This window comes from Rhodococcus globerulus, assembly GCF_019334125.1.
GTDB classification, from domain to species: Bacteria; Actinomycetota; Actinomycetes; order Mycobacteriales; family Mycobacteriaceae; genus Rhodococcus_F; species Rhodococcus_F globerula.
Genome location: NZ_CP079698.1, coordinates 6,195,007 through 6,220,299 on the forward strand (window position 1 = coordinate 6,195,007; position 25,293 = coordinate 6,220,299).

A 25,293-nucleotide genomic window follows, 5' to 3' on the forward strand; every position below is an offset into this window, starting at 1 on the left:
GTCAGGTCGACACCCTGCGACCCTGGACGTACACGTGCGAGATCGCCGGCTCACGCATCGCCATCAACAATCCGAACAGAGTTTGATCACGCGCCAGAATCGGATCAGGCGACCGCGTGCCGAAGTCGATCAGATTTCCCAGCGCCGGCCACCCGGCAGGATCAACGACGAGAAAATCTGCCTCTTTACCGGCGTCGAGGTTTCCGATGCGGTTCTCCATGTCCAGCGCACGCGCTCCGGCCAGTGTTCCCGTGAACAGTAATTCGGCCGGGTGGAGCGAAAGCGCGCGCTCGCCCTCCTCCGAGATATGCACTTTGAAAGCGTCGCCCAGAACCCGCGACAGGAGGAATTCGTCGCCGCCGCCGAAGTCCGAACCGATCGCGATGTTGACTCCCGCCGCCACCGTTCGCTTCCACGGCATCGTGCCGGAACCGAGGAACTGCTGCGACGTCGGGCAATGAGCAATCGACGTTCCGGTCTCCGCCATCCGAGCCAATTCGGAATCCTGGCAGTGGACGGAGTGCGCAAGAATTGCGCGGGGTCCGAGGAAAGACTTGCCACCGACTTCGGAGCCTGGCAGGAACTTGCCGTCGTACGTATCGAGGTACGACTGAACCTGGTAACGCTCGAGCGTCGTCGCCACTTCGCCGGTGCCCGGCCTGTTGTTCTCGTTGAGGTGACTGTGGAAGTACACGCCACGGCCTCGCACCGAGTCGTACAACTCCCCCAGATTCTTCAGGGTCTGCGCCGTCACGGCCAGGGAAAACCGCGGTACGACGGCAACGTGCAGGAGAGCAGTGTCAACGTCACCGGTGTCCGCACCGTGCCACCGATCGATCTCGTCGCGGGTCAGCGTGATCGCGTCGTCCTCGGACGTGATGAGCGCGGCTGCAGATTCGGGCCCCGTGGTTTGAATGCCACGGCCGCTGACGAGGCGAAGCCCGGTTCGCTGAGTTTCCGCGAACAACGCGTCCTGCGCGTGTGGAAAAGCGGAACCGAAGACCATTGCCGCAGTAGTTCCGGTGGCTATCCGGCGAGCACAGAACGCGGCAGCGGCGTGCGCGGCAAATTCCGGATCGGCCAATCGTGATTCCGAGGGGAACACGCAGAGATCGAGCCACTCGAGCAGTTGTCCACCGCCGTAGGCGTCACCGGCGTAGATCTGCGGAAAGTGAACGTGAGTGTCGATGAATCCGGGGAGCAGAAACCCTGGGCGATGATCGTGGACGTCGCCGCCGTGCAGATGCTGCGGCAACGCGTCGAATTCACCACAGAAAGCCACAACACCGTCGTCGTCGATCGCGAGCACACCGTCGGGGAGAGAGACGAGCGCGTCGGCCGCGCCCTCGACCGTCGGGCTACCGGAAATGTGGAAGATATGGCCCCGATGCAGCTGTATCACTCATTGAGCAAATCACAGTCGCGGCGATACCGCGCGTTCGAATTGTCCGGATCAGTTCATGGTGGCGTGCCACACGAACGCTGCGGCCAAAGCGCCCGCGCCGTTCAGGGACCAGTGCAATGCGATGGGCGCAAGAAGACTGCCACTTCGATGGCGAAGCCAGGTGAAGACGAGACCGGCCGCCGCGGTGGCCAGAACCGCGCCGAGAATACCGGCGATCTGTCCGACGACCCCATTACCGAGGAAGCCGGACAGTCCCTCGTTTCCACTGGTCAGACCCATCGACGACGCGATGTGCCACAGCCCGAACGTCAACGAACCCGCTGCGGCGACACCCCGGAAGCCACTGACCCGGTTAAGCGTCCCGTGCAGGACACCGCGGAATGCCAATTCCTCCGGAATAACGGTCTGCAGGGGAATGATGATCATCGACGCGATGATTGCGCCCGAGATGGTCGCGTAACGATCAGCCATGAAGAACGGCCTGGTCAGCGGCAGCAACGCGCCGACCGCCACGACGGTCAGAACAAGTCCGACTGCGATGAGTGCGTACTTCGAACCGCTTTTGAGATGCTTCGGGGACAGGCCCAACTCCGCCCAGCCCAGCCCTCTGCGCTTGCTCATCGCGAGCAGCACAAGCGCCGAGATCGGAACCGTCGCGATGCTCGCCCACACCGTGGTGAAGTGCGCAATCAGATTGGTTCCCACCAGAACCGCGATGACCACCACGATGTCGATGTACGCGTGAACGCGAGGACGCGAGGTAGACGGGGCCGTGTTCAGGACAACAGCATCAGACACGGTTGAAAAACTCATATAAGGCCGTCACCCATCGCCGCAGTTAGCTGAAAATTCACTCATTCAAGTGTACCGACGCTGCTGACGTGCCCGCCAGGTTTGCGTCGACACTCACAGTCGACTCTCAGAGTGCGGCACGTTCGAGTTCTGCCACGTCGATCTTCTTCATCTGCATCATCGCGTCCATCACACGCTGGGCTTTTGTGCGATCGGGATCCTGCATCAATTCGATCAATCGGTTCGGCACCACCTGCCACGACAGACCGAACTTGTCCTTGAGCCAACCGCACTGGCTTTCCTCACCGCCCTCGGTCAGAGCCGACCAGTAGTGGTCGACTTCAGCCTGGTCGGCGCACGGAATCTCGAACGACACCGCCTCCGAGAACGTGAACATCGGTCCGCCGTTCAACCCGGTGAACCGCTGTCCGTCGAGTTCGAACACCACCGTCATGACCGACCCTGCCGGTTGACCGGACGGCGATCCCTCGCCGTATCGCTCGATTCCGATGATTTTCCCTTTGCCGAAAACCGAGATGTAGAACTGTGCTGCTTCCTCCGCTTGCGTGTCGAACCACAGGCACGGGGTGATCGAGGGCATGACTACTCCTTAGGTCGGGACGGTCTTCACAGGGATAGACCGTCGCGGCCGCCGGAAATCATCGGGTAGTTCAGTCGAACAGAGCCGACTCGATCACCGGCCAGGAACGCGCCAGTTCGTCGGACCAATACGGCCAACCGTGTGTGCCCACCGGTTGCGCGCTGCGCGTGACGTCGACGCCGTGACTGCGGAGCACACCGGAAATCTGATCGGTACACAGATTGGCACCGAGTTCCATGACACCACCGACGACAACGACCCGAGCAAGGTCGGGCGTCTCGAGTGTTTCGTGGGGACCCGGCAATCCTGTGCCCGATGACAGGTACACCTTTGTGCCGCGAAGCTTGTCCGCGTTGGCAAAGATGTCGTGCTCGCGCCACGCGGGGCTGTCCACCGGACCCCACATCTGCTCCGATGTGGCCATTCCGTTGATGACAACAAGATCCGTCAGAGCCTTACCGAATCCACCCACCGTCGTGTAGCACCCACTGTAGGCAGCTACCCCGTCGTACAGATCCGGTGCCCGCTGGGCAAGCATGAGCGCGGCCTCGGCCCCCATCGAGATGCCACCGATCGCGTTGCGCCCACTGGTGTCGAAGGCCCCGTCGATCAATGGCGGCAATTCCTTGGTCAGGAATGTCTCCCACTTGAGCTTGCCGAATTTCGGGTGGTCTTCCTGCCAATCGGTGTACATGGTTCCGGTTCCGCCGATCGGCGCAACCACAAAAACGTTCTTGTCCGCGAAGAACTCCCGAGCATTGCCCTTCGTCGGTTCGAACCAGTTGTTGTCCTCGATCTGGCCCGAGTTTCCGTCGAGCAGGTACAGAACGGGCCGAGGCTCCGAACTATCGGCCGGGAGAAACACCCGCACGGCCATCGTGCGGCCCATCGCCGGACTGTCGACGTCGAGCAGCACTTCCCGCTCCGACACCGAAGTGGTCGCGGCGATTCGCGGCGACGCATCGGCGGACACGGTTTGTGCCGGCGGCGCTGCTTCGTCCGCGCTCGCAACGATCGGGAGAGCAACGACCGACGCCAGCGACACGGCGCACGCCAGTGCGATCTGAGACATACGCATGCAAAAGTCCTTACAAGCCGAGGGACGCGGCAAACATCGGCCACGAATCGTGCAGGTCGTCCTGCCAGTAGCCCCACGAGTGGGTACCGGCCGGTTTGATGTTGTATCGGATGTTATCCATGCCCAGTGCGGTGGTGCGATCCGCCAACTGCATTGTGCAGAAATGTGTCGCAGCCTCGATGCCCCCACCCAGAGCCAGCGTCGCTGCCAGCACCGCGACGTCGTTGTCGATTCGCGGATCTGCCAACGTGTCGTACGGGCCGGGGATGCCCGTTGCGGTCGTGATGTACATCGGAATTCGCGGTAGCTTCTCCGCATTCACCACCGGATCGTGTGCAACCCACGCGGGGTCCTTGTACGGCCCCCACATGTTCTCGGGGTTACCCCCACCGATCCCGACGACCACTTTGACGAAATCCTGTCCCGGACCGGGACTGGTCATCGCGCAGCCACTGAACGAAGCGACGCTGTTGTAGACCGTCGGCGCACTCATCGCCAGATTCAACACAGATGTACCCGCCATCGAGATCCCCCCGAGTGCGTTCTCGCCCGTCGTATCGAAATACTCGTCGATCACGTGCGGCAGTTCCGACGTGAGAAACGTGGTCCACCTGTTCACGCCGTTGTTGTCGTTGATCTGTGCGAGCCCCGGATCCGGCCGCAACCAATCGGTGTAATAGCTGAACGCCCCGTCCAACGGAGTGACCACGTTGACGTGCTTGTCGGCGAAGAACTCCGGCACGTCGGTACGTACCGACCATGTCGCGTCGTTCTTCCCACCATCCACTCCGTTGAGCAAGTACAGCGTCGGCGCGGGCGTCGACGTGTCGGCCGGGCGAAGCACCTGGACCGGAATTCCGCGATCCATCGACGGTGAATACACGACGACGTCGACGAGGCGGCCTTGCGCGGGTACGGCGCTGATCACGCGTGGACCGCCCGTCTCGGCCACTGCCGGCGACGACACGACAAAGAGAACGGTTGCGGCCGTCGCAGCACCGATCAATGCACGCGCTATGCGGATACCTCTCATGAAAACGTCCCTCGAGTTGCCGAGCACAGATGGACATTATTGCCCGAAATGTTCCGTTTCGAGGGCAAACGACCCAGTCACGACTACCGTCCGACCGCCCGGCGTAATCGAGGAAAACCCCCAACGATAACCTGAACGAGACCTTCGCACGCACCCTTGTTCAGGAGAAAAGATGGCCGACTTCCTCTATGAGGACCTGTTGCCGATCGGTGAGGACACCACCGAGTACCGACTGCTCACCACTGAAGGGGTGTCGACAGTCGAAGGCCCGGACGGTCGGACCTTCCTGAAGGTCGAGCCCGAAGCGATGCGTCTGCTGACCGAAACGGCTCTGCACGACATCTCCCACTACCTGCGCACCGACCACCTGACGCAGCTGGCGAGCATCCTCGACGATCCCGAAGCGTCCAACAACGACAAGTTCGTTGCTCTCGATCTCCTGAAGAACGCAAACATCGCAGCCGCTGGTGTTCTCCCGATGTGCCAGGACACCGGTACCGCAATCGTCATGGGCAAGCGCGGACAGCACGTATTGACCCCCGGTGATGACGAGCAGTCCATCGCCCGCGGTGTGTACGACGCCTACACACGCCTCAACCTGCGTTACTCGCAGAACGCCCCCATCACGATGTGGGACGAGAAGAACACCGGAAACAACCTCCCCGCACAGATCGAGCTGTATGCCGATACTGCTGCCGGACACGAGAACTCGTACAAATTCCTGTTCATGGCCAAGGGCGGCGGCAGCGCAAACAAGTCCTACCTGTACCAGGAAACCAAAGCGATCCTGAACCCCGACTCGATGATGCAGTTCCTCGAGGCAAAGATCCGCTCGCTCGGTACCGCAGCGTGCCCGCCGTACCACCTCGCGATCGTCGTCGGTGGCACGTCTGCCGAGTTCGCGATGAAGACGGCCAAGTACGCGTCCGCGCACTACCTCGACGAGCTCCCCACCGAAGGCGCCATCACGGGCCGCGGCTTCCGCGATCACGAACTCGAGAAGAAGGTCTTCGAGCTCACGCAGAAGATCGGCATCGGCGCACAGTTCGGCGGTAAGTACTTCTGCCACGACGTCCGCGTCGTCCGTCTCCCCCGCCACGGCGCTTCGCTGCCCGTTGCCATTGCCGTGTCGTGCTCCGCAGACCGTCAGGCCAAGGCCAAGATCACGCCCGAAGGTGTCTTCCTCGAACAGCTCGAATTCAACCCGGGCCGTTTCCTGCCCGAGGTCACCGACGCGCAGCTCGACTCCGAAACCGACGGAATCTCCGGAACCGGCAAGGGCGCAGCGGTCAAGATCGACCTCACCAAGCCCATGGCCGAGATCCTCGCCGAGCTGTCCAAGCACCCGGTGAAGACGCGTCTGTCGCTCACCGGTCCGTTGGTCGTGGCCCGCGACATCGCGCACGCCAAGATCAAAGAGCGCCTCGACGCCGGCGAGGAAATGCCGCAGTACCTCAAGGATCACCCGGTGTACTACGCCGGACCTGCCAAGACTCCGGATGGAATGGCCTCCGGTTCGTTCGGCCCGACCACGGCCGGCCGCATGGACTCGTACGTCGAGCAGTTCCAGGCCGCTGGTGGCTCGATGATCATGCTGGCCAAGGGAAACCGGTCCAAGCAGGTCACCGACGCGTGCAACACGCACGGCGGTTTCTACCTCGGATCGATCGGTGGACCGGCGGCTCGTCTGGCACTCGACTGCATCAAGAAGGTCGACATCCTCGAGTACGCCGAACTGGGTATGGAAGCCGTCTGGAAGATCGACGTAGAGGACTTCCCCGCGTTCATCGTCGTAGACGACAAGGGCAACGACTTCTTTGCCCATACCGGTGAAGTAACCCTGACGATCGGCAAGCGTCCGGGTCTGTAGACAGTTCAATAGCAAAGAGCCCCGGCGAATTCCGATTCGCCGGGGCTTGTTTGTGGGTTTGTCAGGTCCAGAGAGCAGCCACAAAAACAGTCACGACGGACAGTCCACCGACCACGTGTACCAGGTTGGGGTTTGGCTGCCCCTTCTTCTGCCTGGCCCGCGTGATCTCCGCCAACGCGACGATGGCCAGTGAAAGTACAAGCTTCACAGCGATCTTCGCGTGAATGTAGTTCTTGTCCAGGGCACCTTCGCCGAGTCCGACGATGATGAGACCGGACAGGAACTGGAGGCGTGCACCCCAGACCATGACCTCGGTGATCTTCGGAGCCTTCAGGACTGTGAAATAGCTACCGACAAGGGCCGCCATACCGAGCAGGTGAATAACTACAAAGATATTGTAAAGAAATGACATATCTGCACTGTAGCGCCTAGTTCACGCCGCTTTTACCGAACTCCGCTATCAGTTACAGGATTCCGGCGTCCCGGGCCGCATCGCGGTATTTAGCGGCGAGCGTATCCACCGTTTCGTGCGCATTGAGCCCACTCGGATTGGGCACGATCCAGAGTTTCGCCCCCTCGAAATCATGGTCCTGATGGCCGGCCTTGGCTTTCTTGTTGCCGAAAGCTGTTCGATAGGCGGTGATCCCGGCGAAGGCAACAACAACAGGCTTGGTGTCCTGCACGATGTTTCGCACCCGAACTCCACCCGCCGCCAGCTCCTCCGGCGTCAATTCATCGGCGCGCGCCGTTGCCCGCACAGCGAGATTCGTGATGCCCACTCCCCGATCGATCAGGTGTTGTGTGTCTGCTTCCGACATACCGTCTGACGGATCAATCGGGCGTTCGATGATGCCTGCCCGCAACAACGCCGGATAGAAACGATTACCCGGCCTCGCAAAATGCGCACCCGTTGCTGCCGTCCACAATCCCGGGTTGATGCCTACGAACAGCAATCGGCAACCTGGTCCGATCAGATCGTCGATCTCGGCGTCGCGATACGACTCCAACTCCGCGCGCGTGAATCCCATAGGGCCAGTAGATCAGACCCGCCGCGCAAAGGTATCGCGCACCTCGTCGATCGCGTCGTGCATCAACTGTTCGTAGTGATCGATATCCGCAATCGCCGACGGACTGGTTGTGATGCTGATGGTCACGGTGTCACCGATTCCGTGGACACCGTGTGTGAGTGACATGACCGGCGACAGGCTCGGAAACCCTGCCGTGAATCGCACGGTTCCGCCGCCGAACACCAAGTCCGCGGCTCCGCGAGCAACACTCGACACCACCGTATTACCCGTCACCGTCTCGGGAATCGCGGTGAAGTCGTATTGCTGCACGCCCCAACGAATCAGCGGCCCCGGCACAGCCTCGAGCGCCCGGTCCGACGCCGCACTGGATGGGTGCGCTGCTCGCGCTCGGCGCTCGGCCAGCGATTCCGTGATGCGTTCGGCTCGCTCGCGAAGATCGGCCACCTCCGGAAACAGACCGACACCTGCGTTACGGAAGTGGTTGCGCGATTTCGGTTTTCCATCCTTCGCGATAGTGACCTCCGCGCCCAACTCAGGAGGAACGGCGCCATCGGCGGCCAGTAGGTATTTGGTCATGGCCACCGAGATAGCCGTCATCGCCCCCACTGTCACGGAGACCCCGTCGGCTCGGAGATCCACCGCGTCGCGCACGACCATCCGAACAAGCCTGTGCGCATCCGGGGCGATGTTCGAGGTAACCTTCGGACGGTTCGGGGCCTGCGGCGCAACAACTCCCGACTCGGTATCGGCCTGGAGTTGTAGCTGAGCCTGATGACCCGCGCGGCCGTCGCGAAACAGTCGGTAGATCTGGCTGGGCAGGCGCAGTCCTGCCCGGGCGAGTATTTCTACCGAACTGATCGAGCGTCTGTCGATCTCTGTGCTTTTCGGCTCGTCTGCCGAGAACAGCGTGCGGGCAACAGCACTCGCCCGCTTGCCGTCCGCCAGCGAATGAGCCACTTGCAGAACGGCAATCAACGCAGGGCCGTCGCAGCGCGGTGCGCCGTGCACGCCTTCGAAAAGATGCAGCAGCCAGGGTGTCGCGCGCGGATTGACGTGGTTCTCGAGCAACACCTCGATCGCGTTGATGCACTGCTCCCACGAAGAGTCGGGAAGTCGATGCGTCACGACCAACGACTGGTCGACCGGCATCGGTTCCCACAGCGGATAATCCAGATGCCACGGCACTTCACGAATCCGCACGCACAGATCCGGAATCGACGACGCGCGATCGAGGACCGCGCGTCGTACATCCTCGAGCGATTCCGATTGCCCCTCGAAGCAGTACAGCAGGAGTTGATCGTTGGGGATCTTTTCCGAAATCCAGAAAGTTTGGGCGTCGGTGGGCGTCATCCGTAACACCGGGTGACGGTACCACCGCGGCATCAGCCCTTTTCGGCTTCGGCTTTCAACTGTGCAAGGCCCTTCTCGAAGTCCTTGCCCACCATCTTGTCCATGCTGAAAACGAATCCGAAAATCTTGAAGAAGAAGTTCTTCTTCCCTGTCATTTGCCATGTCACCCGAGTCGAACTGTCCTGCGGTTCGAGAAGAAACGTCGTGACGTTCTGCGCTTTGAACGGTTTGAGGAACGAAAGATCCAAGACAACACGGCTACCCGGCACCGATTCGGTGATCTTCATCGAGCCTGAACCGGCCTTCTTGTTGCCAGACCAGGCGTACGACGCACCAACACCGGAATCCGGTCCCGAGTATGTCCGCTGCATCGCCGGGTCCAGTCCTTCCCACGGGGACCAGGTGGTCCAGCGGTGGAAGTCGTTGATCAGATCGAAGACTGTGGCAGCCTCCGCATTGATCACAGCGGAGCGTTCGACAAGAAACTCGTCGGAATTCGGTGAAGCCATAGTCGTCTCTCCAGAAGTTCTCGGGGCGATCAGTCTGACGGAATTATCCACCGTGACGCTGCCGCCGTCGAGACAGAACTCAATCGCGCAGGCACAGGCAGAAGTGATGGCCGACCGGGTCGCGGTAGACCCGGAAAGTCGGATGCTCAGCAATCCCGTCGACGCGTTGCGCTCCGAGGCTCAGTACCCACTCCTCGGCCGGGTCGAAAGCCTCTACCAGGAGATCGAGGTGGATTCCCACACCCACCTTCGGCCAGTCCACCGGAACAAAACCCGGGGCAAGTTGAAACGCGAGTCGTTGACCTGGCAGGCCTTCGATGACGTGCCAATCATCCTCCGCGCGAACAATTCTCCATCCGAGAACCTGTTCGTAGAAGCGTGCCAGCGCAGCCGGATCCGGACAGTCCAGGACTGTGTAGTCCATTCCGATATCCGGGTGCATCGCTAAGCCTTCTTCTCCGCAACTTTCTTACGCACGAAGATGAGTGGCAGCAGCAGAGTCGCGAGGGCCGTGACAAGCCACACGAGGACCGTGCTCATAATCCACGTCGACACACCGGTGATTGTCAGCCCGCCGAAAATCGATGCGATCAGCAGAGCGACGAAAGTCGAGACCAACCCGATTCCGCCGAGGAATGCCGGCGCGTGGCGCTTAGCCATTTTGGCGATGAACGGCGACAGGACCGACTGCGCGATCGCAAAGATGACAACCGCCGTGATGAAACCCGACGCGCTCACCGAAAACCCCGAAAGCAACCACGTCGCAACAAGAAGTCCGACCGCGGCAGACCCGAGGAATATCGCGGCGCGAATCAGAAAACTAATCATTAACCGATCCTATATGCCCGATATACGTCACGGCAGCACTTCACAATCCGAGAGAATCCTGAACGTCGCGCAATGCCCGCGCCGACGCATGCAGACCCTCGCGTTCAGCTTCCGACAACGGCACCTCCAGCACCCGGCCGGCTCCGCCGCCACCAACCAGCGTCGGCAACGACAGACATACCCCTTCGAGGTCGTGCACCCCGTTCTGCAGGGTCGAAATCGGCAGCACCCGCTGCTCGTCGCGCAACACCACCTCCACCATGAAGGCGCTCGACAATCCGATGGCCAGATTGGTCGCGCCCTTGCCCTCGATGATCTGATACGCGCTTTGCACCACCGCGGTCGCGACCTCGTCACGGATCGCGCTGTCGAGTGTGTTCCCCGAAGGACCCACAAATGCCGTCGCCGGAACCCCGCCGATGGTGGCGCTGGACCACAAAGGAATTTCGGAGTCCCCATGCTCGCCAACGATGAAGGCGTGCACATTCTCGACCGCCACGCCCAACTTCGACGCCATGAGAAAGCGCAGACGGGCTGTATCCAACACCGTCCCGGATCCGAAAATCCGGTGACGGTACGGCCGACCCGCGGCCTGAACCGCTGCGTACGTCGCGATGTCGACGGGATTGCTGACAAAAAGAATGATTGCTTCGGGCGACTGCGAGAGAAGTTGCTCCGTCAAGGTCTGCACGATCTTGACGTTGACCGCCGCCAACTCGAGACGGGACTGGCCGGGTTTCTGTTTGGCTCCGGCTGTCACTACAACCAGATCGGACCCTGCGGTGACCGCGATGTCGTCACCACCGTCCACCGAACACGGTGGGGTGAACTGAGTGCCGTGGTTGAGATCGAGCACTTCCGCTCGCACCTTCGCGGCATTTGTGTCGTAGAGGGCCAGTACGTCCGCTGATCCGCGGATGAGGCACGCATAGGCGATAGCCGTGCCGACACTGCCGGCGCCGACGATGGAAACCTTCTTCTTCCGAGAGCGATATGCCGTCGTCATAGCTTTGATGGTGCGCCCTTTATAACGATTCTGCAGGATATCGGGATTGCCAGCGTTCTCTCAGGCTTTGATCGCAGACCTCTCAGAATTGCCGTAGACCATGGTGAACATGACAGAGGTAACGGTTTTTGCAGTCGGCGGCACCGGCGAGTCGTACGACGGTGACACCCGCACCCACGTTGTCGGACTACTGAGCGCTGTCACACGTGAACTCGACGATAGGTTCGACGCGAAGTGGGTGAGTTACCCCGCATCGTACGGACCTGTTGCCGACGGCGGCTCCAGTTTTCGCCGGAGCACCGAAATGGGTGCCCGGGCACTCTTGGCAGCTCTCGCCGAGGTCCGCGGACCCGTCATGCTCATCGGATACTCCCAGGGATGCTCGGTTATTCGCGCCGCCCTGCCAGAAGCGAACAGCAGCAACATCATCGCGATCGGGCTGATCTCCGATCCGCAGCAACCAGTGGGGGTTCTCCCAGGTTGCGACGGGTACGGCGTTGCCGGCGACGGCCCGGAAATCCCGTCGTGGATTCCCGCCAAGTGGATCGGACACCCGCAGGACTTGATCTGCAATGCCAGCGACGACAGCTACATTCGCGACATCGCCGACCTCACCGGCTGGATGTCCTTCACCCAAGCGCGAGTGTGGGCGAACAAGGTGTGGGAACTACTCCGCAGCAACACATTTCAGAACGCACAGAAGACTCGCTTCAGCCCGAGCCAATGGCGCAAAGATCTACGACGCCTACGCACCGCCTTCCTCGAAGTCCTCGGATACCTACCGAGCCTTGTGAGCTGGCGACGCTTTCAGATCCGGAACCCCCGTGGCGGCCGGCATGTCAGCTATGCGAGCGAGGCCTTCGACGCCAGCGGACGCACGGGCTGCCAAGTGCTGGCTGATTGGATGACGGCACAGGCTCAGGACGTCAGGGAGCACGTCGCCGCAGCATAAATGCGCAGCCCTGCGGGTAGTCGTCGTTATGCCGGCTCTCTCATCACTCCGATATGGCGCACCGTCCCGGACAGACCCGGAAGCTCTTGCGCGTCAGACCACGTGCTCAACCCATCCGTGCTGTCGGAATAGAGATACCTCCCCTCGGTATAGGCGTCGAGATAGAGCCGCCAGGTGCCGTCCGGCAACTGAGCCAAGGCTGGGCCCTCCACCAAGGTGCCCCAATTTCCCGGCGGGACAAAGGAATAGGGTCCCGTTGCCGACGGCGCGACCGCATGCTCGATGACCTTCTTCGTCTCGTTCTTGGTGAACGCGTGATAGGTCGATCCCACCTTGACCACGGTGGTGTCGATGTGGTCCGCACCGATCCCGGCGAGCGGAACAGGCAGGCTCCACAACCGCAGCGACGGTTCCAGTGCCGTCATCAGATACGGCACAAATCCTCCACCGGTCGACATAGACACGATGACGTTGACGCGGCCGCCGTCGACGAACCACTCGGGCGCCCAGGCTTTGGTGACGAACGGTGACAACGACGGGCCGTCGCTGAAGCCGGCCGACCCCGAGAAACCCGGCGGGCTCGCTGAACCCGTGCCGTCCCCGGTGCCTGGCATGAAGGCACAGCAGAACGGGAGTGAATAGTTCGCCAGAGGTGTCCAGGTGATGCGGTCGCTACTGCGTGCGAAGCCGATACTCGTTCCGCCCGTTGTGTAGGTGAGGTAATACATTCCGTCTGTATTCCGGAAGATGCTCGGATCACGTACCAGCCCGGACGGGGGCCGATACGCCGACGGTTTGACGAGTTGGAATCCAGTGCCGTCCGCGGACTCGAATACATCCATGTCGCGATCGCTGGCATTGCTGAACGCCACCATCGTGTATCGCCAGGCCGACGGCTCAGCGCCGCTGGCCGGGGCCGCGACCAGCAATCCCGCGACAACAAGCATCACCATCGATACAGCAGAAAGGACGGTCCGTTTTGTCGGATTCACCGGTGAAGTATCTACGACAACAGGCGAACCATGCGCAACTTTGACCGCAGGTGTCGCTGGATCGTTACCGACAATGGCGAGGACGCCGTTATAGGTACCTGGATAGGTAGTTCAGCGGATGTCTCCAGCCGCCCCCCGCCCGCATTCTGAATCGGTACTTATTCAGGCGATGAAAGGTGACTTCAGGTGATGACCTTGGCGGATCAGCTGGACAACTGTGAATACCTACTGGCTGACGCGGAAATCGCCGGCAACGGTGATGCTGTCCGGAGGTTCAGAGAACATCGTCTCAGGTTGGTCGAACAGCTGTCCCGGCTGCGGGCCTCGGGTCGTCACGTGTAGGAATCAGACGCGCACTTCGGATTTTCCTGAACCGAGAATCTCTGGGTGGCCACCGCTCCGAGTTGGTCCCGGCGTCCCCGCGGGGACGTCTCCGTCAAGGCCCACACCGAATCACCGCTGATCAGCAGTCGATGGGATGATGACCTGCGTGTCCATGTCCCCACCGCTGCCCGTCAAGAACGGAGTTGGCCCGACGCGCCTACGCATCCCACCGTCCGGGCCGTGGGCGACGATCGCCGAGTACGTCGTGGCGAAGTTCGACCATCTGGACGCCGAAAACTTATATCGGCGGTTCGACGACGGCGAGTTCGTCGGTATCGACGGCCACCCGATCTGCCGGAGCACCGAGCTCAGCGCGCACCGGTTCGTCTGGTACTACCGCGAGTTACCGGCGGAGGACCCGGTGCCGTTCCACGAGGAGATCCTGCACGTCGACGACGATCTCGTCGTGATCGACAAACCACATTTTCTCCCGACCACCCCCAGCGGGCGTTACCTGCGCGAGTCGGCGCTCGTCCGACTGCGAGTCCGCCTCGACAACCCAGATCTGACCCCGATCCATCGACTCGACCGCGGCACCGCAGGGGTGGTGATGTTCTCGGCCCGCCCCGCGACACGCGGCGCATACCAGTCACTGTTCGAGAAGCGGCAGGTCACGAAGGTTTACGAGGCGGTGTCGGCGCGACCGCCCCGGTGGGTCCAGGGCGCACCGGGGCTCAGCGAATCCGACGGTCCCCTCGTCTACCGCAACCACATCGAAGCTCGGCGCGGCGAGTTGCGGGTCCTCGTCGACGACAGCCGGGAACCTAACTCCGAGACCATGATCGAGGCCCGAGGGACGGGCGTGAGCGCCTCCGGACGTACTGTGCTGCACACGGTTCTACGTCCGCACTCCGGACGGATGCATCAATTGCGGGTGCATTTGGCGGCTCTCGGCGCCGGGATCCTGGGCGACCGGCGATACCCCGACCTGCTTCCCGACGCCCCGGACGATCATTCCCTCCCACTCCAATTGCTCGCGCGGGAACTCGAATTCACCGACCCGTTGACTGGGAGAGCGCGGCGGTTTGTGACACGTCGGACGCTCAGCGAGATGCCCGCGTCTGACTGCTAAGCGCCCGCGGGTTGACCGTGCTCTCAGGCACCTGAGGACCGTCGCTAGCCTGGCAGCCAGGCGAAGTCATGCTGGCGGGTGGACGGCGACCGGACTGCTCCAGACACTCGCGGAGCGTGTTCGGCAGTTCATCGACGTTGTCGATCAAACGGCGTGATCGTTCCCGGTGTGAGCGTGCACTGCAACCTCTCCCGACGCAGACGGCAAACCCAAAGAGCCACGGATCAGTTGTTCCGGACGCTGCGGATTCTGCTGCGGACGGACGATGAATAGGCCGCTGACCAGGGTCCACAAATATTGAATCGGAATTCCACGACATCCCGGCACACGTAAGCATCTGCTGCGGACAAATCACGTGGACGCGGCTCATGAAGCACTCCAGTGGCAATCAGTTCGACGCCGGCGTCCACGGAGAAGTCTTTGTTGTTGCGGGAAGTACGCACAACCCGAGCGGTATTGGTCGGGCCAGCCTTCGCAGGCCGTGTTCTGTCGCACCAACCCGTCATAATGACCTTGTTCGGGCTGCGCGAGGTGAAGTGAGGTCAGCAGGTGAGCGAAGTGGACGCAACCGAGCGTCGGGTTCGGTTCTATGGCGTACATGACATGGCAACAGGTTTGCACTTCCCGCGCGTCGCAGAGCTTGCTGAGGGTTTCGACCCTAAGAGTGTCCCCTCGAGCACTGAGGACATGCTTGAACTCCACAATGTTCAGCAGTATCTCGAACATGGTTTCTTTCCGAACGCCTACTCCGAGGAGCAGTGCAACCACGCCAAGGCACTGATTCCTCAGATCCACAGTGCGGTGGCGCGGTACTTTTCGTCGGTCGACAACACGAACTTCGCAGCCACAGTGGCTGGTGTCCGCCACGACTATCACGGGGATCTTCTGTACTTGCTCGGCCGGAACAAGGCATTCGAACGCTGCGAGAGCGAAACGGTCCTTCCCGCGCTCTCCGCGGCAGGTGTACGTCTAGGGGAATTGCTCGCGAGCAAGAAGCTTGTGCAAGCCTATGACGCAGAGATGCGGGATGTGTTGCGCGCTTCACCTCATAGTGCTGAGTATTTGGTTCGAAAGTACCTGCAGGACGACGTGAAAGGAGAGATCCATCTTCCACCGAGCTTCACTCCAGTCGACGCTCGCGAACTGCTGGAGGACTACGTCGACAGCGAGGACGCTAACCCCAACTACGTTGGGCTGATTGCGACCGCCAAGGAGAGTTCTCTGTCAGGAATCGACGCCAAGCTCAAGCTGCGTGCGAAGCGACGCTCCGACGAGATAAGCGCGAGTTTCTTCAACGAGAACGCGGGCTTCAAGACTGGATGTGAGGTGGGCATCTCCGAAACCCAAGATGATCCGGTTGTGTTCGAATTGGACACCTCGGAGGAGTTAGTCTGCAGGTACACATATAGCAAGCGGTGGCTGGAAGAAAGCAGCGACAACCCCGGTATCTTCAACAACTTTCTGCACCTCTTCGAGTTCGCTGACCTTCAAGCGCTGCTGCTCCTTCCGTCCTACCCGGCGCATTTAGGCGTCATGGAACGCTTCATGGGGACCACGGGAAAGAACGAGTACAAGATCGGCGCAGCATTTCGAGCCATCGACATGAGCACCCTTCTCCAGACGCACCTCTACCACTGCTTCCTAGAGTCGAAGGACATCGATCTGGAGCAGGTCATCTCTTGGTTCTTCGAGGAGTACCTCGTTCAGGAATTCGGCGCCTCAAACTTCTCATTCACCCCGTCAGACAGAGGGTCGTCATACCTCCAGAAGGTGAGGCACCTCTTCGCCGAGATGGAAAGCGTCGCAAATCAATTCACCCTGTTCGCCAGAGACGGCGAACTCGACCGCGACCTGCTCGCCATGGGATCTGAGCAGGTCAAATACAAGGCGATACCAAGCCTCCTCGACGGTAAATACGTCTGCCCATCCGAAAGTGAGGAAATTGCTGACATCCTCCACCTCCTGTTCTCCGACCAATCGAGGCTCCAGTACATCAATGAGTCCCTGAACGCGGACAACGCAGCAACGCTTCTTCTGGAGAACCAGATCGCATACGACGACTTCGAGGACTACCAGAAGCCAACCGTCGACCACCTGATCAAGCTGGGGGTTCTTGAAGATACTGGAGCGCGAGTTCAGCTCGCGAACTCGGAGCAGTTCCTCATCCTCAAAGCACTGTTCGCCACTCAAGCAGCTAGCTACTATCACCTCTCCGATGCCGGGCGGGCGACTGCGGACGACATGGTGACAAAGGGCTGGGCAACGCGCTCCTCCTCGTTGCTGACAGATGCGGAAGGGAAGTACTTCAACTACTTCCTCAACGGGGTGGACTTCAGCAACGGACCCCAGCTGCGAAACAAGTACCTTCACGGGGCACAAGCCAGTATTGATGGAGACGATCCACACTTCAGGACTTACATCACCGCGTTACGACTGACTGTGGCACTGGTCATCAAGATAAATGACGACTTTTGTCTCGCGGCGCCCGACGATGGCAACACCTGTGGAGGCTGTCACACGCTTGATTCTATGTAAATTCTCTAGAGATAACGCAGCAGGCAAACGAGGTTCGAGTTGGCGGCGACAGCTGCCGCGTGCAGTCTCCAGGACCCAAATTCGGCATTCCAACTTATCCGACCAACTTGAGCGGTTACGGGCCCACAAATTCTGTCCAGCTCACACCAACTGCAGTCACGTCCACTGCGGGCGCTTCGCGATGGACGTGCACCCTCCGCAAAGCTACTGCGAATTTCAGCCTACAAGTGCGAGGAGCACTACCATTCGGATATGCTGAGCGCGCCCACGGACCCGGGTTGCTAGCGCACGTCCGGCGGGTTCGATGCGAACTGCGATTCGGCAGACCTAGTGTTTCTTACACCCGGCCCCTAGGACGACGTTCACAAAGCCCGAGTTCGGGTACCGAAACGCCTTCCGCAAGTACCCTTTCGGCGCCACGGCAAGGGTGAATACGCAAGATGTGCATCATTTGCTCTTCACTACTCACTGTCACCTTCGAAGGCCCCACTTCGAGAGAAATCGAACGGAATACTAGCGGAGCTAATGCCAATCGTCTGAGCTGCATTGTCCATTGCAACTCGCGCGTTCACCATCGCGTGAGGAATTGCTACCGATGAGGCAAACGCTCCAACGATGTCCTCGGGGGCAGTGACCGGACGCTTCCAGATGAACTGCATACCCATGTCGAGCTCAATGCGCCCCTCGGGATTGTCCGTCTCAACTTGAACACGCACCGTCAGATGCTCCGGCGCTTCAGAAACTCGCACCTTGATGGCGAAAGCTTGCGGCGCCCCATCCTCGATCTCTCCAGACTCAGCATCCCCGTCGGCATCACTTCTACGGCAGGACAACTCGAACAGTCTGGTCGGCGTCGCTGCGATCAGATCCGTCAAGCCCTCGACGGTCGACACCACGACTGTTTCCTCGTCTGCGACTGACTCACCCTTCATGTTCACTTCCCCCGCAAGCCGACGCGAGTAGTCGTACGGACAATGTTCTCGTACGTCCTCTGCCGGGCAGGGAAACCCCGCGTCGTCTGCCATTTCGACAGAGAACCTTGCATCAGATGAGGCTCCTGATCAAGGTAAATCGCACCATCGGCACGTACTATCGAATCATCGATCCACCGTGAGCTCTCAACAGTTGACTCGGCTACCACGACACGACGAGACCGCCCACTACGTTTCCGTGGAAGTCTCGGCAGCCCCTCCTCAACGGGGGTGGCTGAGATTGCAGTCTCGTACCCCAGCGCCCGGAGATAGCGCGCTAAGGCTGCGATACGAAGATTCCCGTCTCCGTTTACCACTTGAGACACACGCTGTTCGGTCACGCCAATCTTCTCGGCTAGCCTGCGTTGATCTAGCGGAGAGATTTCAATTGCGGCCGACAGTAGGCGAACAACCTGAGCAGCCAAGTCAGCGGCGGCAAGGCCCTGGGAACCCGCATCAGTCGCTTCATACTCCTCGATCAACGAGTGTTCACGATCTGTCATGTGCTAAGTCCTCCTCTCGCACAACGTCCGAATCGCCAAGATCTTCGGCCGAGGTCAACTCGCCCAGCTTTGGAAACGCATGCCCAAGTCGAATCTGTTCATCAAAGCCCGGAATGCGCCAATGTTCACTATCAGGAAATTCCGCTTCCGCATGATTCTCAATTCGCAGCTTCATCTCAAAGCCACCAATGCCATCAGTGTCAAAAAACGAGAGCCTCTTTCCACCCCGCTTGAACTCCCAGACGCCGTCGTTTAGATCGTTGACGGCCCTGCTGTAGATCGGCTCGCCCTCATTCGCCCAGTACTTGATTGCAGCCAAGAACCAATCCCGATCTCGAATCTGCTCATCATCAGGCAGTTTCTCGGCATCCGGATCTGGCTCCCACATGCCATTCTTCAGGAGATCCAAGAACTCACCAGCTGGACACGACCAGTCGCTACGGATCGCGCAACGCACCTCATGCAACCGTCCCTTCACGATGAGCCTTCGCTCTACCCCTGGGGAATCGACTTTAGCCACAGCTTAAGTTCCTGTCTATGGATTGAGACATATCTGCAACATCCAGTAACCTGCACGCTCAGCAGTAGCCATCAAGAGGCGCGGACACGATGCCGGCAGATGCCCACCTTTGACCACATGCCGACGACAGAATCCGCAGGGCCGCGGACGCATTGGTCCGAACCTCGGCGTGTTCTACTGCAGATGCCAGCCCGCAAATCGTCTGGCCAGGGCGCCTATACGTTGAAGCGGAACTCCACCACATCGCCGTCGGCCATGATGTAGTCCTTGCCCTCCATGCGGACCTTGCCGGCAGCCTTGGCTGCGGCCATGGAACCGGCCTCGACGAGGTCGTCGAAGGACACGATTTCAGCCTTGATGAAGCCTCGCTCGAAGTCGGTGTGAATGACGCCGGCAGCCTGGGGCGCGGTATCGCCCTTGTGGATGGTCCAGGCGCGAGCTTCCTTCGGACCGGCCGTCAGGTAGGTCTGCAGCCCGAGGGTGTGGAAGCCGGTGCGCGCGAGCGCGTGCAGGCCGGGCTCGGTCTGACCGATCGAGTCGAGCATTTCCTGGCGGTCTTCCTCGTCCAGCTCGAGGAGTTCCTGCTCGACCTTTGCATCGAGGAACACGGCGTCGGCCGGAGCGACGGATGCGCGCAGTTCTTCGACCTTCGCTGCGTCGGTGAGCACAGACTCGTCGGCGTTGAAGACGTAGAGGAAGGGCTTGGTGGTGAGCAGGCTCAGTTCACGCAGCAGCGAGAAGTCGAGCTTGTCCTTGACGCTGAAGAGCGTCGTGCCCTCGTTGAGGAAGGCCTGAGCCTTGAGTGCCTCGTCGTGGGCAGGCTTGAGCTCCTTGTTCTTGCGAGCTTCCTTGTCCAGACGCGGGAGAGCCTTCTCGAGCGTCTGCATGTCTGCGATCACGAGCTCGGTCTCGATGACCTCGATATCGGAGGCCGGGTCGACCTTGCCGTCGACGTGGATGACGTCGTCGTCGGCGAAGACGCGCACTACCTGGCAGATTGCGTCAGCTTCACGAATGTTGGCGAGGAACTTGTTTCCAAGGCCTGCGCCCTCGGAGGCGCCCTTCACGATTCCGGCGATGTCGACGAACGACACGGTCGCGGGAAGGATGCGCTCGGAGCCGAAGATCTCGGCGAGCTTCTGCAGCCGCGGATCGGGCAGCTCGACCAGGCCGACGTTGGGTTCGATGGTCGCGAACGGGTAGTTCGCAGCCAACACGTCGTTGTTGGTCAGTGCATTGAAAAGGGTGGACTTGCCGACGTTGGGCAGTCCGACGATTCCGAGGGTAAGGCTCACGGTCTGTGGATTCTACGGCCTCGCGGCGACGCGACGGGTACTCGCCCCACCGTCACGTCGCCGCAGGTGATCAGTTGTAGTTGTAGTTGTCGACGGACGCCACGACTGCGACCAGGAAGATGACGTAGAACGCGATCAGCAGAATCCATCCGATGACGGCAATCAAGAGCGCGATCTGGCCGAGCTTCTTCACCCGCTCTGACGCGTACTGCGCGCCCTGGTGATCGCCCATCGCCCACTTCGGGTAGATATCGTGCAGATGATTGAACGCGGCAAACGCGACGGGCCAGAAGAAGATGATCGCGGCGACGGCCCAACCTGCATTCGATTTCGGCGGACCGTATTGAGGCTGCGCGTAGGACTGCGGGGCGGCGTACTGCTGCGGCGTGCCGTACTGCTGACCTGACGGATACTGCTCGGTCGGGTACTGCTGATACTGCTGGCCGGCGTTGCCCGATTGGTCGTAACTCGGTGTCTCGCCGTAAGTCGGTTTAGGTTCCTGCGGTTCGGTCATCGTTCCCCCAAAAATTCGGTTTAAGTTCCTCTACTGCAGAACCTAACGGAAGCAGGCGTTGCCGTGTCGTAGTGAGCGCCTACGCTCGCGGTGTGACCCGGATGCTGATCGTGCTCGCCATATGGATAGCTGGCCTCGGAGCCGCGACGCTTGCGAGCGTCGTCGTCCCGGGGTGGTGGGTGATCGCTGTCGTCGCGCTCGCTCTGGCAGTGGTGGGCACGTACGACCTGAGTCAACGGCGGCACAGCATTCTGCGCAACTATCCCGTCATCGGACACGCCCGCTTTCTGCTCGAAAAGATTCGACCGGAGATTCAGCAGTACTTCGTCGAATCATCCACCGATGGAACGCCATTCGATCGCGAGACACGCGATCTGGTCTACGAACGCGCCAAAGGCACTCTGGCTGAGGAACCGTTCGGGACCGAGCGCGACGTCAATGCAATCGGCTACGAGTTCATGACACATTCGATCCGGGCCCGCAAGGCCCCCGACACTATTCCGCGAGTGCGTCTCGGCGGACGCGATTGCACCAAACCGTACGACATCGCTCTTCTGAACGTCTCCGCGATGAGCTTCGGGTCGTTGTCCGCCAACGCAATCGAGGCACTCAACGCCGGCGCCGCGAAGGGCGGATTTGCCCACGACACCGGCGAAGGAGCCATCAGTCCGTATCACCGCAAACACGGCGGCGATCTGATCTGGGAAATCGCGTCGGGATACTTCGGGTGCCGAACCGCTGACGGGCAATTTGATCCGGACCGCTTTGCCGAGCGTGCGGCTCTTGACCAGGTGAAGGCCATCTCGATCAAGCTCTCGCAGGGCGCCAAGCCCGGATTGGGTGGGGTACTTCCCGGAGTCAAGGTCACCCCCGAAATCGCCGACACCCGAGGCGTTCCCGTCGGCCGGACCGTCATATCGCCGCCTGCGCACACCACATTCAGTACCCCTGTCGAACTGGTCGACTTCGTTCACACTCTGCGGACATTGTCCGGCGGCAAGCCGGTCGGACTGAAACTCTGCGTGGGCTCGCGTCGTGAGTTCCTCGGCATCTGCAAGGCGATGATCGAGCGCGGCGTCACGCCCGACTTCATCATCGTCGACGGTTCCGAGGGCGGAACCGGAGCAGGTCCGGTCGAGTTCGAGGACCACATGGGTATGCCGCTGACCGAGGGATTGATGTTGGTCCACAATGCGTTGGTGGGGACGGGATTACGGGGTCTCGTGAAGGTCGGCGCGTCCGGCAAGGTTGCCAGCGGCTCCGACATCGTCAAACGCATCATTCAGGGAGCCGATTTCACGATGGCCGCCCGCGCCATGATGTTTGCCGTTGGCTGTATTCAGGCCCAGATGTGCCACACCAACCGCTGTCCCGTCGGCGTTGCGACTCAAGACCCGGCCCGCACCCGTGCGCTCGACATCCCCGACAAGAGCGAACGCGTGTATCGATTCCAGAAGGCAACCGTCGCAAGCGCGCAACAGATGATCGCGTCGATGGGTATCGACTCCTTCGATCAGCTGGAACCGGCGATGCTCAACCGCCGGATCGACGGCCTCACAACCCGGACGTATGCCGATCTCTTCGACTGGCTCATGCCTGGCGAACTCCTCGACTCCCCGCCACAAAGCTGGCTCACCGACTGGATCGACGCCGACGCCCATCGATTCTGAAATACCGGCCAGGTGCCGCGCGGATTCACTCTTCTAGTCCTACAGTGACAGATGGCCCGCTGTGACGGCGGCCACATCTGAACTAGTGGACGGAGTTCGACGATGAGCCTGACGACGGCGCCGGAACCGAATGTCGAGTACCTGAAAACAGACCCTGACCTGCCACCCGTCGGCGTGGTGGACCGCACCCCCATCTCACCGACTGCGCGCTTCGTGTTCCTGGTCATCGGACTGGTAGGCGGCCTCGCCTGGTACATGATCGCGATAGTGCGAAACGAACACATCAGCGCCGTCTGGTTCGTGTTGGCCGCAATCTGCACCTACCTGATCGCCTATCGGTTCTACGCGCGGTTGATCGAACGCAAAATCGTCAAACCACGCGACGACGTCGCCACCCCTGCCGAAATCATGGAAAACGGCGCGGACTACATGCCGACGGATCGACGGGTTCTCTTCGGTCACCACTTCGCAGCCATCGCGGGCGCCGGCCCACTGGTCGGTCCGGTCCTGGCCGCGCAAATGGGTTATCTGCCAGGCACTCTGTGGATCATCATCGGAGTCGTCTTTGCCGGTGCCGTACAGGATTTCCTGGTTCTGTGGATCTCGTCCAAACGACGCGGCCGCAGCCTCGGTCAGATGGCTCGTGAAGAACTCGGCCTCGTCGGCGGCGTCGCGGCACTGATCGGCGTTTTTGTCATCATGATCATCCTCATCGCCGTTCTCGGACTTGTGGTTGTCAACGCGCTCGCCGAAAGTCCCTGGGGCGTCTTCTCTATCGCGATGACCATCCCCATCGCACTGTTCATGGGCGTCTACCTGCGTTACCTTCGCCCCGGCAAGGTCTCCGAGGTGTCGCTGATCGGCGTGGTCCTGCTGCTGCTGGCCATCGTCTCCGGCGGCTGGGTCGCCGATACCGGTTGGGGCGCAGACTGGTTCACGCTGTCCAAGGTCACCATCGCGTGGCTGATGATCGCGTACGGATTTGCCGCCTCCGTCCTGCCCGTGTGGCTTCTCCTCGCACCCCGCGACTACCTGTCGACGTTCATGAAGGTCGGCACAATTGCCCTGCTGGCCATCGGAATTCTGGTTGCGCGACCAGCACTGAACATGCCTGCCGTTACGCCCTTCGCTTCCAACGGAGAGGGCCCTGCCTTTGCCGGCGCGCTGTTCCCGTTCCTGTTCATCACCATCGCCTGCGGCGCACTCTCGGGGTTCCACGCACTGATCGCGTCGGGAACCACACCGAAGCTGCTGGAGAAGGAAAGCCAGACCAGGATGATCGGCTACGGCGGCATGCTGACCGAATCGTTTGTCGCCATCATGGCCCTGGTTACCGCCTGCATCCTCGATCAGCACCTGTACTTCGCGCTCAACGCTCCCGCCGCACTGACCGGCGGAACACCGGAAACCGCAGCAGAATACGTCAACAACCTGCCCCTCGGAATCGCTCCCATCTCCCCCGACGTCCTGTCTCAGGCAGCTGAGGCCGTCGGAGAAGAATCGATCATCTCGAGAACGGGCGGCGCTCCGACGCTGGCGTTCGGCATGTCCGAAGTCCTCAGCGACGTGTTCGGTGGTGACTCACTGAAATCGTTCTGGTATCACTTCGCGATCATGTTCGAGGCGCTCTTCATTCTCACGACGATCGACGCCGGTACCCGAGTTGCGCGGTTCATGCTCTCGGACTCACTGGGTAACTTCGGCGGTCCCGCAAAGAAGTTCAAGGATCCGTCGTGGCGCATCGGTGCATGGCTCTGCTCGCTGATCGTTGTTGCGGCTTGGGGCGCAATCCTGCTGATGGGCGTCACCGATCCACTTGGCGGCATCAACACGCTCTTCCCCCTGTTCGGAATCGCCAATCAGCTACTCGCAGCCATCGCACTGACAGTGGTCATGACGATCGTGATGAAAAAGGGACTGTTCAAGTGGGCCTGGATCCCCGGAGTTCCGTTGGTATGGGACTTGATTGTCACCATGACGGCGTCGTGGCAGAAGATCTTCTCCGACAATCCGGCAATCGGATACTGGGCTCAGCACAACGTATTCAAGGACGCAAAAGCCGCCGGCGAGACGTCGCACGGCTCCGCGAAGACTCCCGAGGCAATCGACGCCGTCATTCGCAACACGTTCATTCAGGGCACGTTGTCGATCATCTTCGCGTCACTCGTCATCGTCGTGGTGATTGCCGGAATCATCGTGTGCATCAAGGCAATCAGGGCCGGTGGTCTACCCACTACCGAATCCCCCGAGGAACCGTCGAAGATCTTCGGTCCCGCGAGCTTCATCCCGACACCGGCAGAAAAGGAAGTTCAGAAGGAATGGGACGAGCTCATCAAGGCCGGTAAAGTTCGCGCACCCGGCGCCGCACATGCGGGTGGGCACTGA

At 60.7% G+C, this 25,293-nt stretch carries 24 protein-coding genes; 6 read left to right on the forward strand and 18 right to left on the reverse strand.

Going from position 1 to position 25,293, the window contains the following annotated elements; genetic code table 11:
• Position 1 precedes the first annotated feature (1 nt).
• From KYT97_RS28165 to KYT97_RS28185, 5 genes are all read right to left on the reverse strand, one after another.
• Complete coding sequence (locus tag KYT97_RS28165) at positions 2–1,402, reverse strand: amidohydrolase family protein (protein WP_219111348.1); 1,401 nt, start codon at positions 1,400–1,402, stop codon at positions 2–4.
• A 51-nt stretch (positions 1,403–1,453) separates the two neighbouring features.
• On the reverse strand, positions 1,454–2,218 hold the full coding sequence (locus KYT97_RS28170; protein ID WP_219111351.1) for a CPBP family intramembrane glutamic endopeptidase: 765 nt from the start codon (positions 2,216–2,218) through the stop codon (positions 1,454–1,456).
• Between the two features lie 106 nt (positions 2,219–2,324).
• Entirely contained in the window at positions 2,325–2,798 is a 474-nt protein-coding gene (locus KYT97_RS28175) for a VOC family protein (protein ID WP_219111353.1), read from the reverse strand.
• 70 nt (positions 2,799–2,868) lie between these two features.
• Positions 2,869–3,876: an alpha/beta hydrolase gene (locus tag KYT97_RS28180; RefSeq protein ID WP_045069438.1), complete on the reverse strand. Its 1,008-nt coding sequence runs from the start codon at positions 3,874–3,876 to the stop codon at positions 2,869–2,871.
• Between the two features lie 10 nt (positions 3,877–3,886).
• The gene (locus KYT97_RS28185) at positions 3,887–4,909 is read right to left on the reverse strand and encodes an alpha/beta hydrolase (protein WP_219111355.1); all 1,023 of its coding nucleotides are present in this window, start codon (positions 4,907–4,909) and stop codon (positions 3,887–3,889) included.
• A gap of 172 nt (positions 4,910–5,081) precedes the next feature.
• On the opposite strand from KYT97_RS28185, the gene KYT97_RS28190 reads away from it, so the two are divergent.
• Positions 5,082–6,779 (forward strand): fumarate hydratase, encoded by a 1,698-nt coding sequence (locus tag KYT97_RS28190; protein WP_033234479.1) that lies wholly within the window; start codon positions 5,082–5,084, stop codon positions 6,777–6,779.
• 61 nt (positions 6,780–6,840) lie between these two features.
• Here the strand turns inward: KYT97_RS28190 and KYT97_RS28195 are convergent, their stop codons facing one another.
• The 7 genes from KYT97_RS28195 to KYT97_RS28225 all read right to left on the reverse strand — a co-directional run bounded on the left by KYT97_RS28195 (position 6,841) and on the right by KYT97_RS28225 (position 11,500).
• Complete coding sequence (locus KYT97_RS28195; protein ID WP_033234480.1) at positions 6,841–7,191, reverse strand: hypothetical protein; 351 nt, start codon at positions 7,189–7,191, stop codon at positions 6,841–6,843.
• 52 nt (positions 7,192–7,243) lie between these two features.
• On the reverse strand, positions 7,244–7,807 hold the full coding sequence (locus tag KYT97_RS28200) for a mismatch-specific DNA-glycosylase (RefSeq protein ID WP_219111357.1): 564 nt from the start codon (positions 7,805–7,807) through the stop codon (positions 7,244–7,246).
• 12 nt (positions 7,808–7,819) lie between these two features.
• On the reverse strand, positions 7,820–9,157 hold the full coding sequence (locus tag KYT97_RS28205) for a WS/DGAT domain-containing protein (RefSeq protein WP_219111359.1): 1,338 nt from the start codon (positions 9,155–9,157) through the stop codon (positions 7,820–7,822).
• 32 nt (positions 9,158–9,189) lie between these two features.
• Positions 9,190–9,666: an SRPBCC family protein gene (locus tag KYT97_RS28210; protein ID WP_092807175.1), complete on the reverse strand. Its 477-nt coding sequence runs from the start codon at positions 9,664–9,666 to the stop codon at positions 9,190–9,192.
• 79 nt (positions 9,667–9,745) lie between these two features.
• Complete coding sequence (locus KYT97_RS28215; RefSeq protein ID WP_045069430.1) at positions 9,746–10,108, reverse strand: VOC family protein; 363 nt, start codon at positions 10,106–10,108, stop codon at positions 9,746–9,748.
• Positions 10,109–10,110: 2 nt separating this feature from the next.
• The gene (locus KYT97_RS28220) at positions 10,111–10,494 is read right to left on the reverse strand and encodes a phage holin family protein (RefSeq protein WP_033234484.1); all 384 of its coding nucleotides are present in this window, start codon (positions 10,492–10,494) and stop codon (positions 10,111–10,113) included.
• A gap of 40 nt (positions 10,495–10,534) precedes the next feature.
• Complete coding sequence (locus tag KYT97_RS28225; protein WP_219111361.1) at positions 10,535–11,500, reverse strand: L-lactate dehydrogenase; 966 nt, start codon at positions 11,498–11,500, stop codon at positions 10,535–10,537.
• Positions 11,501–11,609: 109 nt separating this feature from the next.
• Here KYT97_RS28225 and KYT97_RS28230 point away from each other — a divergent pair, with 109 nt between their 5' ends.
• Positions 11,610–12,452 (forward strand): PE-PPE domain-containing protein, encoded by an 843-nt coding sequence (locus KYT97_RS28230; protein ID WP_219111363.1) that lies wholly within the window; start codon positions 11,610–11,612, stop codon positions 12,450–12,452.
• A gap of 26 nt (positions 12,453–12,478) precedes the next feature.
• Here the strand turns inward: KYT97_RS28230 and KYT97_RS28235 are convergent, their stop codons facing one another.
• Positions 12,479–13,405 (reverse strand): glycoside hydrolase family 43 protein, encoded by a 927-nt coding sequence (locus KYT97_RS28235; RefSeq protein WP_219113171.1) that lies wholly within the window; start codon positions 13,403–13,405, stop codon positions 12,479–12,481.
• A 517-nt stretch (positions 13,406–13,922) separates the two neighbouring features.
• On the opposite strand from KYT97_RS28235, the gene KYT97_RS28240 reads away from it, so the two are divergent.
• The gene (locus tag KYT97_RS28240; RefSeq protein WP_219111365.1) at positions 13,923–14,900 is read left to right on the forward strand and encodes a pseudouridine synthase; all 978 of its coding nucleotides are present in this window, start codon (positions 13,923–13,925) and stop codon (positions 14,898–14,900) included.
• A gap of 558 nt (positions 14,901–15,458) precedes the next feature.
• Complete coding sequence (locus KYT97_RS28245; protein WP_245005946.1) at positions 15,459–17,435, forward strand: hypothetical protein; 1,977 nt, start codon at positions 15,459–15,461, stop codon at positions 17,433–17,435.
• A 461-nt stretch (positions 17,436–17,896) separates the two neighbouring features.
• On the opposite strand, the gene KYT97_RS28250 is transcribed toward KYT97_RS28245, so the two are convergent.
• The 5 genes from KYT97_RS28250 to KYT97_RS28270 form a co-directional block, all read right to left on the reverse strand.
• Complete coding sequence (locus KYT97_RS28250) at positions 17,897–18,331, reverse strand: hypothetical protein (RefSeq protein ID WP_219111367.1); 435 nt, start codon at positions 18,329–18,331, stop codon at positions 17,897–17,899.
• A gap of 38 nt (positions 18,332–18,369) precedes the next feature.
• Positions 18,370–18,909 (reverse strand): helix-turn-helix domain-containing protein, encoded by a 540-nt coding sequence (locus tag KYT97_RS31310; RefSeq protein ID WP_195790669.1) that lies wholly within the window; start codon positions 18,907–18,909, stop codon positions 18,370–18,372.
• Positions 18,896–19,429: a hypothetical protein gene (locus KYT97_RS28260; RefSeq protein ID WP_219111369.1), complete on the reverse strand. Its 534-nt coding sequence runs from the start codon at positions 19,427–19,429 to the stop codon at positions 18,896–18,898. The genes KYT97_RS31310 and KYT97_RS28260 overlap by 14 nt, the downstream gene beginning before the upstream one ends.
• A 215-nt stretch (positions 19,430–19,644) precedes the next feature.
• The gene (gene ychF / locus KYT97_RS28265) at positions 19,645–20,724 is read right to left on the reverse strand and encodes a redox-regulated ATPase YchF (RefSeq protein ID WP_033234488.1); all 1,080 of its coding nucleotides are present in this window, start codon (positions 20,722–20,724) and stop codon (positions 19,645–19,647) included.
• Positions 20,725–20,794: 70 nt separating this feature from the next.
• Positions 20,795–21,238: a CD225/dispanin family protein gene (locus tag KYT97_RS28270; RefSeq protein WP_033234489.1), complete on the reverse strand. Its 444-nt coding sequence runs from the start codon at positions 21,236–21,238 to the stop codon at positions 20,795–20,797.
• A 92-nt stretch (positions 21,239–21,330) separates the two neighbouring features.
• Here KYT97_RS28270 and KYT97_RS28275 point away from each other — a divergent pair, with 92 nt between their 5' ends.
• Positions 21,331–22,908, forward strand: coding sequence for an FMN-binding glutamate synthase family protein (locus KYT97_RS28275; RefSeq protein ID WP_219113176.1), 1,578 nt, complete (start codon positions 21,331–21,333; stop codon positions 22,906–22,908).
• Between the two features lie 102 nt (positions 22,909–23,010).
• Entirely contained in the window at positions 23,011–25,293 is a 2,283-nt protein-coding gene (locus KYT97_RS28280; protein WP_033234490.1) for a carbon starvation CstA family protein, read from the forward strand.